Source organism: Curtobacterium sp. MCLR17_007, from assembly GCF_003234655.2.
GTDB lineage: Bacteria > Actinomycetota > Actinomycetes > Actinomycetales > Microbacteriaceae > Curtobacterium.
Genome location: NZ_CP126271.1, coordinates 1562850 through 1577924, shown reverse-complemented (window position 1 = coordinate 1577924; position 15075 = coordinate 1562850). Strand labels below are relative to the sequence as shown.

The window sequence follows — 15075 nt, the reverse complement described above, 5'->3', positions numbered from 1 at the left end:
GCGATCAGCCGGCCGGGCCGCCCGTGGCGACCCACGCGCCGATCGGACGGTCGGGGACGTCCTCGTCCGTCTCCTCGGAGCCCGTGGCGACGAGCCCACGCGCCCGGTAGTTGGCGAGGGCGGCGGGTCCGTCGAGCGAACAGGTGTGGACCCACACGCGCGACACCGCGGGGATCCCGGTGCGCTCGGGGAGGGTCCAGGCGGCCCGGACGCCGTGTTCCAGCAGCGGTCCGCCGAGTCCGCGACCGATCGCGGTCTCGGCGAGCCCGAAGTACCGGATCTCGACCGCTGTCCCACGATCGGTCGGCTGGGGCTGCAGGTGGACGTACCCGAGCGGGTTGCCGTCGCCGTACAGGACCCAGAACTCGGTCGCCGCGGTGGCAAGTTCGTCGACCCACTGCTGCCGCGACCATCCCAGCCGGTCCGTCCAGTGCCATGGTCCGCCGACCAGGCCGTAGAGGAAGCGGGCGTACTCCGGTGACACCCGTGCCGCCCGGTCGAGCCGGACGTCCTCGGGGAACGGGCGAGGGGCAGTCCGCGGCGGAGCGAGCATCTGCAGGGTCGTGGTGACGACCGTCATCGGGACTCCTCGGGTTGCACGGGCACGGGTCAGCGGTCGGCCGGCTGCCGTTCGGTCGACGACTCGTGGCGCATCCGCACCAGGCTGGCGAGGGTCGCGAGGCCGATCGACACGACGATCACGACCAGGGACGTCACCGTCGTGATCTCCGGTGCCCACTCGACCGGACGGCCGCCGTTGATGAACGGCAGCTCGTTCTCGTGCAGCGCGTGCAGCACCAGCTTGACCCCGATGAAGGCCAGGATCACCGCGATGCCGTACTTCAGGTACACGAGCTTCTCGAGCAGGCCGCCGAGCAGGAAGTACAGCTGCCGCAGGCCCATGAGCGCGAAGACGTTGGCCGTGAACACGATGAAGGCGCTCTCGGTGATGCCGAAGATCGCGGGGATCGAGTCGAGGGCGAAGAGCAGGTCGGTGGTCCCGATGGCGATCAGGACGACGATCATCGGCGTCAGGTGCCGGACGCCGTCGTGCGTCGTCCGGAGCTTGATTCCGTCGAAGGTGTCGGTGATCCGGACCCGGCGACGCAGCTGGCGGACGATGAAGCTGTCCTGCTGCTCGGCGTCGTCGTCGTGGTCCTCGCGCACCTGCTGGATCGCGGTGTAGACCAGCCACGCGCCGAAGAGGTAGAAGATCCACGAGAAGTCCTCGATCAGCTGTGCGCCGAGCAGGATGAACACGCCCCGCAGCACCAGGGCGATGATGATGCCCATCATCAGCACCGACTGCTGGATCTGCTTGGGCACCGCGAACCGCGCCATGATGATGACGAAGACGAACAAGTTGTCGATGCTCAGGCTGTACTCGGTGAGCCAGCCGGCGACGAACTGCCCGGCGGCGTCCCCGCCCGCGACGACCAGCATCAGCACCGCGAACACCAGGGCGAGTCCCACGTAGAGGCCGACCCACAGGCCCGACTCCTTCACGGTCGGCACGTGCGAGCGTCGCGCCACGATGAGCAGGTCGGCGAGCAGGATCAGGACGATCGCGATCATCGACCCGACTTCGAACACGACGGGCAGGTCAGGCAAGGGCACTCCTCGTTGCTGTGGGAATGTCCATCATGTCGTCGGCGGGGCCGTCGCGCGAACCGTCGCGCGCGGACGGGATGGCGGACGAACGGCTACGGCCGGTAGTCCTGCCGACGGCGGTGCGCTGCGTCCGCATCGGCGCGACGCAGTGCCTCGTCGAGCCGGACCCCCCGGCCCCGCACCGCTCGCACTGTCGACCCCGCGCGCAAGCAGCCCGAGCGTGTCGAGCAACCGGGTGATGAACCGCATCGTGAACCCCCTCACAGGCGATCCTGGCACGCGATCGGCGCTGCGGGAGGACGCGAGCGTCACTCGTGACGACACCTGGTGCCCGTTCGGGTCGGGCACCGGATGCGCGGGCGGATCGCGACCGACCCGGGTGCCATGGTCCGCCCTCACGGGGCGTCCGGCCCGTTCGTTCGAGGATTCGAGTTCCGTTGCGAACACCGTGCGCGCTTCTCCCAGCACGACGGCGGAACGTGGGGTGTGGACGCGTCGCCACGGGGCACCTGGCGCGTCCCACCGCACGACGAGGAGCAGCCGTGACCGAACACCGCACCGCCGAGACCGACGGGACCTCCACCGGAGGATCCCCCGCCGACACGACCGACCCGGACGGGACGAACACCTGCAGTTTCCACATGGGGGGTGCACTGCCCGCGGGCGGTGACCACCAGGGCGGCACGTTCGGGCAGTCCCCGACCCTGTCCGACTGGTACCCGCAGCGACTCCGTGTCGAGCTGCTGCACCGCAACGGCATCGACGCCGACCCGCTCGGCGCCGACTTCGACTACGCCGCCGCCTTCGCGACGATCGACCTCGACGCGCTGAAGGCCGACATCAAGCAGCTGCTGACGACCTCGGTCGACTGGTGGCCGGCGGACTACGGCAACTACGGCCCGCAGATGATCCGGATGGCGTGGCACGCCGCCGGCACCTACCGCATCGCGGACGGCCGCGGCGGCGCGGGGACCGCGATGCAGCGGTTCGCGCCGATCGGCAGCTGGTGGGACAACGGCAACACCGACAAGTCCCGCCGTCTGCTGCAGCCGATCAAGCACAAGTACGGCAACGCGCTGAGCTGGGCGGACCTGATGGTCCTGACGGGCAACTGCTCGCTCGAGCTGATGGGCCTGCCCACCTACGGGTTCGGCGGGGGCCGGCTCGACGCCTGGGAGCCCGACGACGGCACCTGGTGGGGACCCGAGGTGTGGAACCCGCACGAGGCGCACCAGGGCGACGACATGGTCACGCGCGACGAGCGGTGGACCGGGCAGAACGGCGACGCGGACTACGACCTGCAGAGCCCGCTCGCCGCGTCGCACCAGGCGCTCATCTACGTCAACCCCGAGGGCCCGTACGCGAACGGGGACCCGATGGGCTCGGCGCGCGACATCCGGATCACGTTCTCGCGGATGGCGATGAACGACGAGGAGACCGTCGCGCTGATCGCCGGCGGCCACGCCTTCGGCAAGAGCCACGGGCAGGTCCCCGCGTCGGACATCGGCCCGTCGCCCGAGACCGCGCCGATCGAGTCGATGGGCCTGGGCTGGCACAACCCGGTCGGCACCGGCAACGCCGAGTACACCTCGACGAACGGCATCGAGGGCAGCTGGACGCCGAACCCGACCCAGTGGGACAACACCTACCTGGAGAACCTGTTCGCGTACGACTTCGAGCAGACGAAGAGCCCCGCGGGTGCCCTGCAGTGGACCCCGACGGACCCGGCCGCGCCGAAGACCCCAGACGCTCACGTGCCCGGGCAGATGAACCCGCTCATGATGATGACGTCGGACATCGCGCTCAAGGTCGACCCGGCGTACCGCGAGGTGTGCGAACGCTTCCTGGCCGACTTCGACCTGTTCACGACGGCGTTCTCGAAGGCCTGGTACAAGCTGACCCACCGCGACATGGGCCCCAAGTTCCGCTACCTGGGACCCGAGGTGACGATCGCCGACGACCTGCTCTGGCAGGACCCGCTCCCAGAGGCCGAGGGCGCCCCGCTCGACGAGACCGACGTCCGGGTGCTCAAGCAGGCGGTCCTGGCAAGCGGGCAGTCCGTCTCGGACCTGGTGTTCACGGCGTTCTCCGCAGCGTCGACCTACCGCGACAGCGACAAGCGCGGCGGGGCGAACGGCGGGCGGATCGCGCTGTCGCCGCAGAAGGACTGGGCCGTAAACCGGCGGACCGTCCCCGTGGTCGAGGCCCTGCGCGGCGTCCAGGCCGACTTCGCCGGCACGTCCGGCAAGCACGTCTCGCTGGCGGACCTGGTCGTGCTGGCCGGCTCCGCTGCGGTCGAGCAGGCAGCACGAGCGGCGGGCTCCGACATCACCGTGCCGTTCACGCCCGGACGCGTCGACACCACGCAGGAGCTGACGGACATCGAGATGTTCGAGTGGCTCCGCCCGGTGGCCGACGGGTTCCGGAACTTCGTGTCGGACCGTTTCGCCGAGTTCGCCCCCGGGGTCGCCCCCGAGGCCACGTTCCTGGACAAGGCGAACCTGATGACCCTGACCGCGCCGGAGTGGACCGTGCTGACCGGGGGCCTGCGGGTCCTCGGGGCGAACTGGGACGGCTCGGACGCGGGCGTGTTCACGGACAGGGTCGGTGTCCTCAGCACGGACTTCTTCGTGCACCTGACCGACACCGAGCTGGTCTGGACGAAGACCGACGACACCGAGTCGACGTTCACAGGCACGGTCCAGGCCACCGGCGAACGACGCTTCACGGCGACGCGCAACGACCTGGTGTTCGGCTCGAACGCACAGTTGCGCTCGGTCGTCGACGCCTACGCGGGCAGCGACGGGCAGCAGCGCTTCGTCGCCGACTTCGTCCGCGTCTGGGACAAGGTCATGATGCTCGACCGGTACGACGTCAAGGGACACCGTCGGTACGGACCGATGGCGGCCTGAGCCGCGACCACGGGTCGGACGGGAGGTCCGGTGCCAGCTGGCACCGGGCCTCCCGTCCGTCAGCCGGTCGCGAACCGTCCGATCGCGTCGGCGACGAGATCGGGTCGCGTGATGAACGGGTGGTGCCCCGTTGGCACGTCGACGCTGCGCGTCGCCCGCGCCGCGTGGTGACGCTGCAGGCCGACGGTGGTGCTGCGGTCTCCGGTGCACACCAGGTACGTCGAATCGACGCCCTGCCACCCGGCGGCGCTGGTCGGCGTCGCGAACGCCCCGACGGCCTGCTCCGTCACGCGGCTCCACGCCGCCTGCTGCGTCGCCGGGTCGGCGTCCTGCAGGAACCGGGCACCGAACGACTCGGCGTCGTACCCGTCCACACCGACCACGCCGGGACGGACCTCGGCGACGGCGACCGGGTCGGGCTCTCCGCTCATGATCCCGCCCTGGGGCTGGCCGACGTCGGGCAGGTAGGACGACACGAACAGCAGGTGCGCGACGGCCGGGTGGTGGCCGGCCTCGGCGATGACCGTCCCGCCGTACGAGTGGCCGACGACGACGGTGTCGTCGTCCAGCTGGTCGAGCACGTGGCGGAGCGCTGCGGCATCGGCAGCCAGGCCGTCCGCGGCGACCTCGGTCGAGCCGCCCTCGCCACAGGACGGCAGGGCGACCGCGTGGCTGCGGATCCCCGCGCGCTGCTGCAGCACGTCGGCCGTGGGGTGCCACCACCACGCTCCGTCGCGGACCAGTGCTCCGTGCACGAAGACGACGTCCATGTGTTCCTCCTGGTTCGACAGCGGTGTCTCGTCAACGGTACATGTAGCGATCGTTACGTGAAACGCGGACGGTGTGCGACGATGCCGCCATGGGACGACACCCGCGGCCGGAGATCGCCGAGCAGCTGCTCGAGCGGTGCACCGACCACGCACTCGAGCACGGGCTCCCGGACCGGCTCGAGCCCCTCGTGCAGGCCACGGGCACCTCGGCACGCATGCTCCTGTACCACTTCGGCACACGCGACGCCCTGTTGCTCGCGGTGCTCCGGCAGGCTCGGGGACGACACCTCGACCGTTGGGGTGGGCTGCTGCGGCTCCGCCCGGACGAGCACTACGCGACCACCCTCGGCCGCGCATGGGTGTCGATGACCGGCCCGGACGAGGCGCCGTTCCTGCGGATGTTCAGCCAGCTCCGGCAGCAGTCCGAGCAGTCGCTGTGGCCCGGGTTCACGCGGCAGGCGACGACCGACTGGTTGGGGCCGCTCGAGGCCGGGCTCGCGAGCATCGACCGCGCTGGCTCAGCGACCCTGGTGCTCGCGGTCATCCGCGGCCTGTTCATGGACGTCGAGGCGACGGGCGACCTCGACCGCGCCGACGCGGCGTTCACCGAGCTGCTCCGGGCGCTCGACCCGGCTGCGGCGCCGCTGCCGCTGCGCTGACCGACGCGCGCACGGACGGCCCAGGTGCAACTGCCGTACCGTCGCCTGGGTGAAGGTGCTGCTCCTCGAGGACGACGTCGAGCTCGGCGCAGCGGTCCTCGACGGCCTGCGCGACGAGGGCTTCGTCGTCGACCACGTCACCACGATCGAGACCGCCGACGTCCAACGCGTGACCGCTCGGTACGACTGCCTGGTCCTCGACCGCATGGTCCCCGACGGGGACGCACTCGCGCTCGTCGACCGATTGCGGCAGGACGGCGACACCACCCCGACGCTGCTGCTGACCGCCAGGAGCCGGGTGTCCGACCGCGTCGCCGGCTTCGACCACGGAGCCGACGACTACCTGGTCAAGCCGTTCGCGTTCGCGGAGCTCGTGTCGCGGATCCGGGCGCTCGGTCGTCGGGCCGCGGACCCGACGCCGCCGGTGCTGCGAGCCGGCGACCTCGAACTCGACCTCGCGCGGCACCAGGCGCGCCGCGATGGAGCACTCCTGACCCTGACCGCGAAGGAGTTCCAGGTCCTCGAGGTCCTGTTGTCCGCGACGGGACGTGTGGTCGGGCGCACCGAGCTGCTCGAGCGCTGCTGGGACGAGATGAGCGCGCCCGGCTCGAACGTCGTCGACGTGCTCGTCGGCCAACTCCGTCGCCGCCTCGGTCCGCCGGACCCGATCGAGACCATCCGCGGCGTCGGCTACCGGGTGCCCGTGTGATGCGGGGCAGCAGCTCGCGCCGCCGGTCCGACCCGGCGCGCCGTCGCATCGCACGGATCCGGTGGACGACGACGGTCGTGTTCGCCGCGGCGACCGCTGCGTGCCTCGGGGTCCTCGTCGCGGCGGCGCTGCACATCGACCTGGCCTCACGCGGCGAGGCCACGGACACCGACCTGCAGCAGCGGGTGGAGACCCTCGCCGACCTGGTGACGTTCGGCGACGACCAGCAGCTGCACCTCGGTCCGGTGCAGCAGAGCCACGCGGCTGGGTCGGTCCCCGTGTACGGCTTCGTCACCGACACCGCCATCGCCTACGCCCAACCCGCCCAGGACTCCCTGCCGAGCGACGCGGTCCTCCGGCGTGCCCTCGCCGACGCGCGGCACGCGAAGGGCGGCGTCGTGACCTTCGTGGCGCCGGAGGCCGCGTCCCCCGACGGGGAGCGCCTGCACTGGGCAGCGTCGACGATCACGGACTACGGCACCTACGTCGACGGCACCTACACGGGCGGCATCGCGGTCGCCGGGAAGCCCGTGGCCGCCGCGGCTGGCCACACACAGCTCCGGACGGGACTGCTGCTGGCCGCGGGCGCCCTGACCGTCGTCGCCGCGGCACTCGCGCACCTGGTCTCCGGTCTGGCGGTCCGGCCCGCCGTGCGCGGGCTCGAGGCGCAGGAACAGTTCCTGGTCGAGGCGGCCCACGAGCTCCGGACTCCCCTCGCTGCCCTGCGGGTCCTCGCGGAGCGGCGTGCACCACCCGACCAGACGATCCGGCAGGTCGACCGGCTCGTCACGCTCTCCGACCGCCTGCTCCTGCGCGCACGGTCGTCGTCGACCTCGGTGGTCAGCACCCAGGCGATCCGACTCGACCAGGTCGTCGAGTCGGCGGTGATCACGTCCCTGGACCGGGACGCGACCGCGCGCGACCTCGACGTCGACCTCGCACCGACGACGGTCGACGCCGACCCGGACCTGGTCGACCAGATCGTGCAGAACCTGCTCGCGAACGCCGACCGCCACGGCAGTCCGCCGATCCGGGTGCGGGTGGCGGAGGGCACCCTGACGATCGCGGACTCGGGCGCGGGCATCCCGGCGCGGGACCGCAGACGTGCCCTGCGGGCCGGCAGCACCGGCGGCGCCGGGACCGGCACCGGGCTGGCCATCGTGCAGTGGGCGACGCGCGTCCAACGAGCGACGCTGTCCCTGGCCGACACGGACCCGCGGGACCGCGAGCGACCCGGCCTGACGGTCACGATCCGGTTCCGGACACCGCGTCGGACGGCCTCATCGAAACCTCACACACCCGCGCGCATCGTGGACGCAGGCCGACAGGAAGGAGCCTGACCATGACACCCTCGAAGACCCTGGCACTCGCCAGCGCGGCAGGGATCGCGACGCTCATCGCCCTGAGCGGGTGCGCCGCGAACGGATCCGTCACCGCGGAGCCGACGACCGCCACCACGACCGCCGCGACGCCCGCCACACACGTGAGCACCGCCTCCGGCACGGCGAGCCCGACCACCGGCAGCAGCGGAACCGACAGCAGCGGCACCGGCGGCGACTCGCTCCGCACCGGTGCCTGCGCGACCACCGACCTCGCCGGGTCCGTGACGAGCACCCCCGGGGGCGGCGCAGCCGGACACCAGGGCTACGAGCTCGTCTTCCGCAACACCGGGTCGAAGCCGTGCACGCTGCAGGGCTGGCCGGGCGTCTCGTTCGTCGGGAAGGGCAACGGCACCCAGCTCGGTGCCGCCGCGTCCTTCGACCGTGCGAGCCCGCACGGCACGGTGACGATCGCCGCGGGGAGCATCGCCCACGCCACGGTGATCGTCGCGCAGGCCGGCGACTTCGGCGACTGCGGAGCGACGACCGCCGACGGCTTCCGCGTCTACCCGCCCGGGTCGAAGCAGTCGCTGTTCATCGACGCCGGACAGCTGCAGCTGTCCGCGTGCACCAACGCGCAGGACACCCAGCTCGAGGTCCAGGCGATCCAGCCCGGCTCCTGACCCCTCCGTCACCCGCGAAGGTGCGCGAGCACCGCGTCGCTGACGGCGCGCATGCCGGCGGGCGTGGGGTGGAACAGGGCCGCGTCGCCATTGCGGAACGCCGTGAAGCCCTGCACCCAGGGCTCCGCGGACCCGACGGCGTGCTCGTCGCTCATTGCGGCGACGTCGACGAGCTCGGCGCCCGACTGTGCTGCCGCCGCGGTGAAGGCGTCGCGGAGCTGGCCGGCGATCCGTCGGAACGCCACCATCTGGTCCTCGGAGAACGGTGCCAGCCGAGAGCGTGTCGTCGCCGTGCCGATGATCGTCAGGTAGTCGACCAGCAGGACCCGTGCCGCGGGTGCACGGTCGTGGACGGCGCTGACGACGTCCACCAGCCCGGCGGTCGCGGCGTCGACGTCCCGCTGCGTCGGCGGGTCGGCCGTCGCCGTCCGCTGGAGCCGACCGCCGAGCGCGCGGGTCAGGGGCCGTGCGGACAGCCAGCTCCCCCACGCCGCCGCCGACAGCGAACCGACGTACCGCAGGTCGTTGCCGCCCGCGGTGATCGTCACGAGGTCGACGTCCTGGTCGGCGCGTACGGCCTCGATCTGCGGTGGGAACCGCTTCGGACCGACGCGCTGGGCCGTGCGCAGGACCGTGTCCGTCGTCGCACCGCTGACCGATGCGTCCGTCAGGCGGGCTCCGAGCGCACGAGCGATCTGGTGCGACGCGTTGGCACCCGAGCGACCGGCCAGCCGGTCGACCACGGGCGCGAGCCCCGGCCCGGCGGCGAACGAGCTGCCGAGTGCCACCATGTGCCGGGTCATCGCCCGATCATGGCACGACCGACCGTGGCAGAGTGCGCGCATGGCCCTGTCCCCGAGTGCACCGACCCTCACCCTGTTCTGCGGTCTGCCCGGGTCCGGCAAGACCACGCTGGCACGCCGGCTCGAGGCCGCTGGCGACGGCATCCGGATCGCGACGGACGAGTGGCAGGCGATGATCGGCGTCCCGCATGCGGACTCCGACTTCCACGAGTCCCTGCAGGTGGTCCTGTACCGGCACGCCCTGACCCTGCTGCGGGCGGGCGTGGACGTGGTCCTCGAGGACGGGCTGTGGACCGCTGCCGAGCGGCGGCAGAAGTTCGCGGACGCCCGAGCCTGCGGTGCGCGGGTGCGCTTCCACGTGTTCGAGGTCGACCACGACACGCTGTGGGAGCGGCTGCGTCGTCGCAACGCCGCTGCCGCGCCCGGGTCGGCACCCCTGACCGAGGACGACCTGCGGTGGGCGGAGGGCGTGTTCGAGCCGGTCACCGCCATGGAACTCGCCCTCGTCCACGAGTACGTTCGGCACACCGGCGGAACGGGACCGGCAGACGGCGCAGCCAGGAGCACACGATGACCCCCACCCACCCCGACCTCCGTGCGATCCGCTTCCTGCCCGGGTTCTCCTGGGGACCGCGCCTGACGGGGCTCGTCCGGCGGGTGCGGCCGCGGCCGGCCGACCTCGGGCCGGAGGTCACGGCGTCCGAACTGCACCTGCCGGGCACCGCGGGCAACCCGGACGTGTCGGTCCGGCTGCTCCGCCCGGCGCTCGCCGAGGGCCCGACGCCGCTGCTGCTCTGGGTCCACGGTGGCGGGCTCATCTCCGGCAGCCCGGAGCAGGACGACCGCGCGAACGCCGGCTTCGTCCGCAGCCTCGGGATCGCGGTCGCCGCCGTGCGGTACCGCCTGGCGCCCGACGCCGTCGCTCCCGCCGCCGCCGAGGACGTGTACAGCGCCTTCGTTGCGCTGGTCGAGCGGGCCGGACGGCTGGGCATCGACCCGGCCCGGATCGCGATCGGGGGTGCGAGCGCGGGTGGTGGGCTCGCCGCCGCTGCCACCCTGATGGCCGTGGACCGGCCGGGTCCGGTGCCGGTCTTCCAGCTGCTGGTCTACCCGATGCTCGACGACAGAACGGTGCTGCGGACCGACATGGACACCACCAACGTGCACGTGTGGATGCCGGGCAGCAACCGGTACGGCTGGACGTCGTACCTCGGCACCGATCCCGGCAGCCCGGACGTGTCGGCGTACGCGGCCCCGGCCCGCCGCACCGACCTCGCCGGCCTGCCTCCGGCCTGGGTCGGCGTCGGCGCGAACGACCTGTTCCACGACGAGGACGTCGAGTACGCGGAGCGGCTCCGCGCCGCCGGGATCGACTGCACGCTCGAGGTCGTGCCGGGCGCGTTCCACGGCTTCGACGCGGTGATGCCGAAGGCCGGTGTGTCGCGCGCCTTCTGGCTCGCGCAGGCACGCGCGCTGCAGGGCGCCCTGACCGCGTCCCCGCGGCACGAGTAGCGGGTCACCACCGGACGGGAGGCGCGGTGCCGACCCGGCACGGTCCTCCTGTCCGGCCATGGGTCGCGCCGGGCTGGCGCCGCGTCAGCTCGCGCCGGGCGCCTCGGCTGCGCGCGTGCCGCGGAGCTCGGGGAAGTGGTCCTCGCGCCACTCACCCACGGCGGGCGTCCCGCTCACTGCAGCGCGTTCCTCGAGCTCACGGAGCTCCACCCGGCGGATCTTGCCGGAGATGGTCTTGGGCAGCTCGGCGAACTCGACCCGGCGGACCCGTGCGTACACGGGGAGGACATCACGTGCGTGCTCGAGGACCTGGCGCGCCGTGTCGGCCGTCGGCTCCCAGCCCGCGGCGAGCGCAACGTAGGCCTTCACGATGTTGAGCCGCGCCTGGTCCGGTGCGGGGACGACCGCGCTCTCGGCGACGGCCGGGTGCTGCAGCAGGGCGCTCTCGACCTCGAACGGCGAGACCTTGTAGTCGGAGGACTTGAAGACGTCGTCGGTGCGGCCGATGAAGGTGAGCTGTCCGGCCGCGTCACGGGCGGCGATGTCGCCCGTGTGGAAGTGGCCGTCGCGCATCGCGTCGGCGGTCCGGTCCGCTTCGCCGAGGTACCCGGCCATCAGGTTCACCGGGCGCTCGCGCAGGTCGAGGCAGACCTCGCCCTCGTCCCCGGGTGCACCGGTCAACGGGTCGAGCAGCACCACGGTGACGCCGGGCAGCGGCGTCCCCATCGCGCCGGCTGTCACGTCCGCGCCCGGGGCGTTGCCGATGATCGCCGTCGTCTCGGTCTGGCCGTAGCCGTCGCGGATCGTCAGGCCCCATGCGTCGCGCACCCGGTCGATGACCTCGGGGTTGAGCGGCTCGCCGGCGGACACCACTTCGCGCAGCGCTCGTGGCCGGGCTCCGAGGTCGGCCTGCAGCATCATCCGCCAGGCCGTGGGCGGCGCGCAGAACGTGCTGACCTCGGCCCGTTCGAGCTGTGCCAGCAGCGCCGCGGGGTCGAAGCGCGGGGTGTCGTGCACGAACACGGTGGCCTCGGCGATCCACGGTGCGAAGAAGCAGCTCCACGCGTGCTTGCCCCACCCCGGTGAGCTGATCGCCAGGTGGACGTCGCCGGGCCGCAGACCGATCCAGTGCATCGTGCTGAGGTGTCCGACCGGGTACGAGGTCTGCGTGTGCACGACCATCTTCGGCTTCGAGGTGGTGCCGGACGTGAAGTACACCAGGCACGGGTCCGTCGTCCGGGTGGTGACGACCGGGCGCTGTTCGCCCGCGGGTGCCGGGTCGCCGAGGTGGTCGGGGTACGGCGCCCACCCGTCCGCGGCGCCGCCGATCACGATGCGTGAGAAGTCCCCGTGCACGCCCGTGTACTTGGGTGTCTCCGCCGCGTTCGTGACCACGTGGGCGACGGACCCGCGGTCGACGCGGTCCTGCAGGTCGGCGGTGTCGAGCATCGTCGAGGTCGGCAGGATGACGGCGCCGAGCTTGATGACCGCGAGCATCGTCTCCCACAGTTCGAGCTGGTTGCCGAGCATCACCAGCACGTGGTCGCCCTTCCGGACGCCGTGTGCGTCGAGGACGACCGCGAGCCGGTCGGAGCGCGCGGCCATCTCGGCGTAGCTGAACCGGCGGTCGCCGTCGGCGTCCGCGAGCCAGAGCGCCGTGCGGTCGTTGCCCGCGGCGATGACGTCGAACCAGTCGTCGGCCCAGTTGAACGTGTCGCCGAGGTCGGGCCAGGCGAACGTGGCCACGGTCGTGTCGGGCATCACCGGGTCGTCGGCTCGTGCTGGTTCCGTCGCGGCGAGGAGCTGGTCACGGGCGGCGCGGTACGCGGCGGTCACGTTCGGGGAGGGCACCTGTCGATCATGCCGGATCACCCCGCGAGGCGCCCGGGGCGCGGCGTCGACGGGCGGCAGGTCAGGTGCGCGCCCACCTGTCCCGACCGCCACGGCGCTGCCGTCGCGCGTGCGTCAGTTGTGCAGCGTCGCCGGCCGCACACGGACGGGTGCGAGCCACCGCGTGAGGACGATGGCCACGACCGCGCCGCAGCCGATGATGCTGGCCAGGACCACGATCTGGAACCGCCCCGCCTCGAGCGGCGAGACCCCGCCGAACACGGCCCCGACGAACGCTCCCGGCAGGGTAACGAGCCCCGTGGTGCGGGTCTGGTCGGTCGTCGGGACCATGGCGGCGTGGACAGCACGGCGCACCAGGTCCACGGTCGCCTGGCGTGGACGTGCGCCGAGCGCGAGCCACCCCTCGACCTCCTCCCAGTGGTCGCCGGTGAGCTCGACGAACCGCCGACCGCTCAGCGTGGCGATCGTCATCGCGTTCCCGATGACGATCCCGCCGATCGCGAGCACGTACCGGGGCGAGAACTCGATGGCTCCGGTGCTGAACACCACGGCCAGACTGACGACGACGCCGGCGCCCATCGCGGTCGCGACCGGCCCGACCATGCGCCGGTACGCGCCCAGCCGACGGGCCGCGGTCCACGTCGCCACGGTGAACATGACGAACAGGGCGACGCCGATCCAGAACGGGCTGCGGATGATGTTCGACAGGATGAGGCTGATGGCGGCGAGCTGCACGGTGCCCTGCAGGACGGCGAGCGCCGGCGCGAACGGCTTCGGGGCTCGGACGGCCAGCAGCAGCGCCGTCGCGAGGGCGACGAGTGCGCCGATGCCGATGAGCGTTCCGGTGACGAGCTGCGGCGTGAGCATGCGTCGGGCTCCTGTTCGGCGGTCCGCGACCGGAACCACGACCGCGGTGGGTACACGGTGGGCTCTGGCGGGCTCGAACCGCCGACCACTTCGGTGTAAACGAAGTGCTCTACCAACTGAGCTAAGAGCCCGCAGCGACGATCGTACTTGGTGACGGACGCCAGGTGCGGTGCGGGCCCGACCCGCGCCGCCCGTCCGTCCGGTTCTTCACCGCCCTTGCGGCGGTCTGTCTAAACCGGTACAAATGACTCTGAACCGGTTTAGAACCGTGACCAGGGACACGACGCGAAGGAGCCGACGATGACACGACGCCCCACCATCGTCGACGTCGCACGCGAAGCCGGCGTCTCGAAGGGCCTCGTGTCCCTCGCGCTCAACGACCGGCCCGGTGTCAACGCCACCACCCGCGAACGCATCCACAAGGTCGCCGCGGACATCGGCTGGCGCCCGAACCCGGCCGCCCGTGGCCTCACCAACCGTCGCGCCTACGCCCTGGGCCTGGTGGTCCGTCGCGACCCCCGCATCATCGAGGTCGACCCGTTCTTCGCGTCGTTCATCTCCGGTCTCGAGACCGTCCTGTCGGAGCGCGGCCAGGTCCTCGTCCTCAGCCTCGTCGGCGACCACGACGCCGAGGAACGCGCCTACCGCACGCTCGCCGCGGACGCCAGGGTCGACGGGTTCATCGTCACGGACCTGCTCGCCGGCGACCCCCGAATCGAGCTCATCGCCGACCTCGGGGTGCACGCCGTCACACTCGGCGAGCCCGACGTGCCGACGGCGTTCCCCGCGATCCGACGGGACTACGCCCCCGGCATCCACGAGCTCGTCCGCTACCTGGTCGGCCTCGGTCACGAGCGGATCGCCCACGTGGCCGGTCCCGAGTCCATGCTTCACGGACACGAGCGTCGGCAGCTGTTCGCCGACGCGGCACACGAGGCCGGCCTCGACGCGGCCGTGGTCCCGACGGACTTCTCGCCCGAACAGGGCGCCGCGGCGACCGAGCAGCTCCTCGACCTCCCGGTGGACGACCGCCCGACGGCGATCGTCTACGGGAACGACCCGATGGCGATCGCCGGCATGTCGGTCGCCCAGCACCGCGGCCTCCGGATCCCGAAAGACCTCTCGGTCACCGGGCTCGACGGCTCGCAGATCGGGCGGCTCGTGTACCCGGCCCTCACCACCCTCGACAACGACCCGGCCGAGTGGGGGCGCATCGTCGCCGCCACACTGCTCGACCTCGTCGACGGCACCACGCCCGTCGACCGCGCTCTGCACCCCGCCGGACTCATCGTCCGCGGGTCGACGGGCGCGCCTCCGACCCGACAGCACACGACCGCGTAGTGCGCGCGGGAGCCTCGACGGCTCGGACGCACACCCGA

The 15075-nt window shown here is 72.1% G+C and carries 14 protein-coding genes and 1 tRNA gene; 8 read left to right on the top strand and 7 right to left on the bottom strand.

Going from position 1 to position 15075, the window contains the following annotated elements; all coding sequences use genetic code 11:
- Window positions 1-4: 4 nt before the first annotated feature.
- Together DEJ13_RS07455 and DEJ13_RS07450 are read right to left on the bottom strand one after the other, a co-directional pair.
- Window positions 5-580, bottom strand: a complete 576-nt coding sequence (locus DEJ13_RS07455; protein ID WP_111107435.1) for a GNAT family N-acetyltransferase — start codon at window positions 578-580, stop codon at window positions 5-7.
- Window positions 581-609: 29 nt separating this feature from the next.
- Window positions 610-1617 (bottom strand): TerC family protein, encoded by a 1008-nt coding sequence (locus DEJ13_RS07450; protein WP_258374139.1) that lies wholly within the window; start codon window positions 1615-1617, stop codon window positions 610-612.
- A gap of 536 nt (window positions 1618-2153) precedes the next feature.
- Between DEJ13_RS07450 and katG the strand changes: the two genes are divergently transcribed.
- A complete protein-coding gene (katG, locus tag DEJ13_RS07445) occupies window positions 2154-4523 on the top strand; it encodes a catalase/peroxidase HPI (protein WP_220037605.1) in 2370 nt (789 codons plus the stop codon).
- Window positions 4524-4582: 59 nt separating this feature from the next.
- On the opposite strand, the gene DEJ13_RS07440 is transcribed toward katG, so the two are convergent.
- The gene (locus DEJ13_RS07440) at window positions 4583-5293 is read right to left on the bottom strand and encodes an alpha/beta hydrolase (protein WP_111107436.1); all 711 of its coding nucleotides are present in this window, start codon (window positions 5291-5293) and stop codon (window positions 4583-4585) included.
- 89 nt (window positions 5294-5382) lie between these two features.
- Between DEJ13_RS07440 and DEJ13_RS07435 the strand changes: the two genes are divergently transcribed.
- The 4 genes from DEJ13_RS07435 to DEJ13_RS07420 are packed head-to-tail and all read left to right on the top strand — an operon-like array spanning window position 5383 to window position 8663.
- Window positions 5383-5952 carry a TetR/AcrR family transcriptional regulator gene (locus DEJ13_RS07435; RefSeq protein WP_111107437.1) on the top strand — a complete coding sequence of 190 codons (570 nt, stop codon included), beginning with the start codon at window positions 5383-5385 and terminating at the stop codon, window positions 5950-5952.
- Between the two features lie 49 nt (window positions 5953-6001).
- Entirely contained in the window at window positions 6002-6661 is a 660-nt protein-coding gene (locus DEJ13_RS07430) for a response regulator transcription factor (protein WP_111107438.1), read from the top strand.
- Window positions 6661-8001: a sensor histidine kinase gene (locus DEJ13_RS07425; RefSeq protein ID WP_146245271.1), complete on the top strand. Its 1341-nt coding sequence runs from the start codon at window positions 6661-6663 to the stop codon at window positions 7999-8001. Before DEJ13_RS07430 ends, DEJ13_RS07425 begins: the two co-directional genes overlap by 1 nt.
- 2 nt (window positions 8002-8003) lie before the next feature.
- A complete protein-coding gene (locus tag DEJ13_RS07420) occupies window positions 8004-8663 on the top strand; it encodes a DUF4232 domain-containing protein (protein ID WP_111107440.1) in 660 nt (219 codons plus the stop codon).
- A gap of 8 nt (window positions 8664-8671) precedes the next feature.
- On the opposite strand, the gene DEJ13_RS07415 is transcribed toward DEJ13_RS07420, so the two are convergent.
- Window positions 8672-9466: an SGNH/GDSL hydrolase family protein gene (locus tag DEJ13_RS07415; protein ID WP_111107441.1), complete on the bottom strand. Its 795-nt coding sequence runs from the start codon at window positions 9464-9466 to the stop codon at window positions 8672-8674.
- Window positions 9467-9506: 40 nt separating this feature from the next.
- On the opposite strand from DEJ13_RS07415, the gene DEJ13_RS07410 reads away from it, so the two are divergent.
- Together DEJ13_RS07410 and DEJ13_RS07405 are read left to right on the top strand one after the other, a co-directional pair.
- Window positions 9507-10040, top strand: a complete 534-nt coding sequence (locus DEJ13_RS07410; RefSeq protein ID WP_181437081.1) for a P-loop nucleotide/nucleoside kinase family protein — start codon at window positions 9507-9509, stop codon at window positions 10038-10040.
- Window positions 10037-10978, top strand: coding sequence for an alpha/beta hydrolase fold domain-containing protein (locus DEJ13_RS07405; protein WP_111107443.1), 942 nt, complete (start codon window positions 10037-10039; stop codon window positions 10976-10978). Before DEJ13_RS07410 ends, DEJ13_RS07405 begins: the two co-directional genes overlap by 4 nt.
- Window positions 10979-11062: 84 nt before the next feature.
- On the opposite strand, the gene DEJ13_RS07400 is transcribed toward DEJ13_RS07405, so the two are convergent.
- The 3 genes from DEJ13_RS07400 to DEJ13_RS07390 form a co-directional block, all read right to left on the bottom strand.
- Window positions 11063-12739, bottom strand: a complete 1677-nt coding sequence (locus DEJ13_RS07400; RefSeq protein ID WP_181437085.1) for an AMP-binding protein — start codon at window positions 12737-12739, stop codon at window positions 11063-11065.
- Window positions 12740-12943: 204 nt separating this feature from the next.
- On the bottom strand, window positions 12944-13696 hold the full coding sequence (locus DEJ13_RS07395; protein ID WP_111107445.1) for an ABC transporter permease: 753 nt from the start codon (window positions 13694-13696) through the stop codon (window positions 12944-12946).
- 58 nt (window positions 13697-13754) lie between these two features.
- A tRNA-Val gene (locus DEJ13_RS07390) sits at window positions 13755-13827 on the bottom strand.
- Window positions 13828-13996: 169 nt separating this feature from the next.
- On the opposite strand from DEJ13_RS07390, the gene DEJ13_RS07385 reads away from it, so the two are divergent.
- On the top strand, window positions 13997-15037 hold the full coding sequence (locus DEJ13_RS07385) for a LacI family DNA-binding transcriptional regulator (RefSeq protein WP_111107446.1): 1041 nt from the start codon (window positions 13997-13999) through the stop codon (window positions 15035-15037).
- Window positions 15038-15075 lie beyond the last annotated feature (38 nt).

What these genes read in the sequence shown, in the direction of transcription:
- DEJ13_RS07455 (WP_111107435.1), bottom strand. Translation starts at nt 580, where the DNA reads ATGACGGTCGTCACCACGACCCTGCAGATGCTCGCTCCGCCGCGGACT.
- DEJ13_RS07440 (WP_111107436.1), bottom strand. Translation starts at nt 5,293, where the DNA reads ATGGACGTCGTCTTCGTGCACGGAGCACTGGTCCGCGACGGAGCGTGG.
- DEJ13_RS07435 (WP_111107437.1), top strand. Translation starts at nt 5,383, where the DNA reads ATGGGACGACACCCGCGGCCGGAGATCGCCGAGCAGCTGCTCGAGCGG.
- DEJ13_RS07425 (WP_146245271.1), top strand. Translation starts at nt 6,661, where the DNA reads ATGCGGGGCAGCAGCTCGCGCCGCCGGTCCGACCCGGCGCGCCGTCGC.
- DEJ13_RS07420 (WP_111107440.1), top strand. Translation starts at nt 8,004, where the DNA reads ATGACACCCTCGAAGACCCTGGCACTCGCCAGCGCGGCAGGGATCGCG.
- DEJ13_RS07415 (WP_111107441.1), bottom strand. Translation starts at nt 9,466, where the DNA reads ATGACCCGGCACATGGTGGCACTCGGCAGCTCGTTCGCCGCCGGGCCG.
- DEJ13_RS07410 (WP_181437081.1), top strand. Translation starts at nt 9,507, where the DNA reads ATGGCCCTGTCCCCGAGTGCACCGACCCTCACCCTGTTCTGCGGTCTG.
- DEJ13_RS07405 (WP_111107443.1), top strand. Translation starts at nt 10,037, where the DNA reads ATGACCCCCACCCACCCCGACCTCCGTGCGATCCGCTTCCTGCCCGGG.
- DEJ13_RS07400 (WP_181437085.1), bottom strand. Translation starts at nt 12,739, where the DNA reads ATGCCCGACACGACCGTGGCCACGTTCGCCTGGCCCGACCTCGGCGAC.
- DEJ13_RS07395 (WP_111107445.1), bottom strand. Translation starts at nt 13,696, where the DNA reads ATGCTCACGCCGCAGCTCGTCACCGGAACGCTCATCGGCATCGGCGCA.
- DEJ13_RS07385 (WP_111107446.1), top strand. Translation starts at nt 13,997, where the DNA reads ATGACACGACGCCCCACCATCGTCGACGTCGCACGCGAAGCCGGCGTC.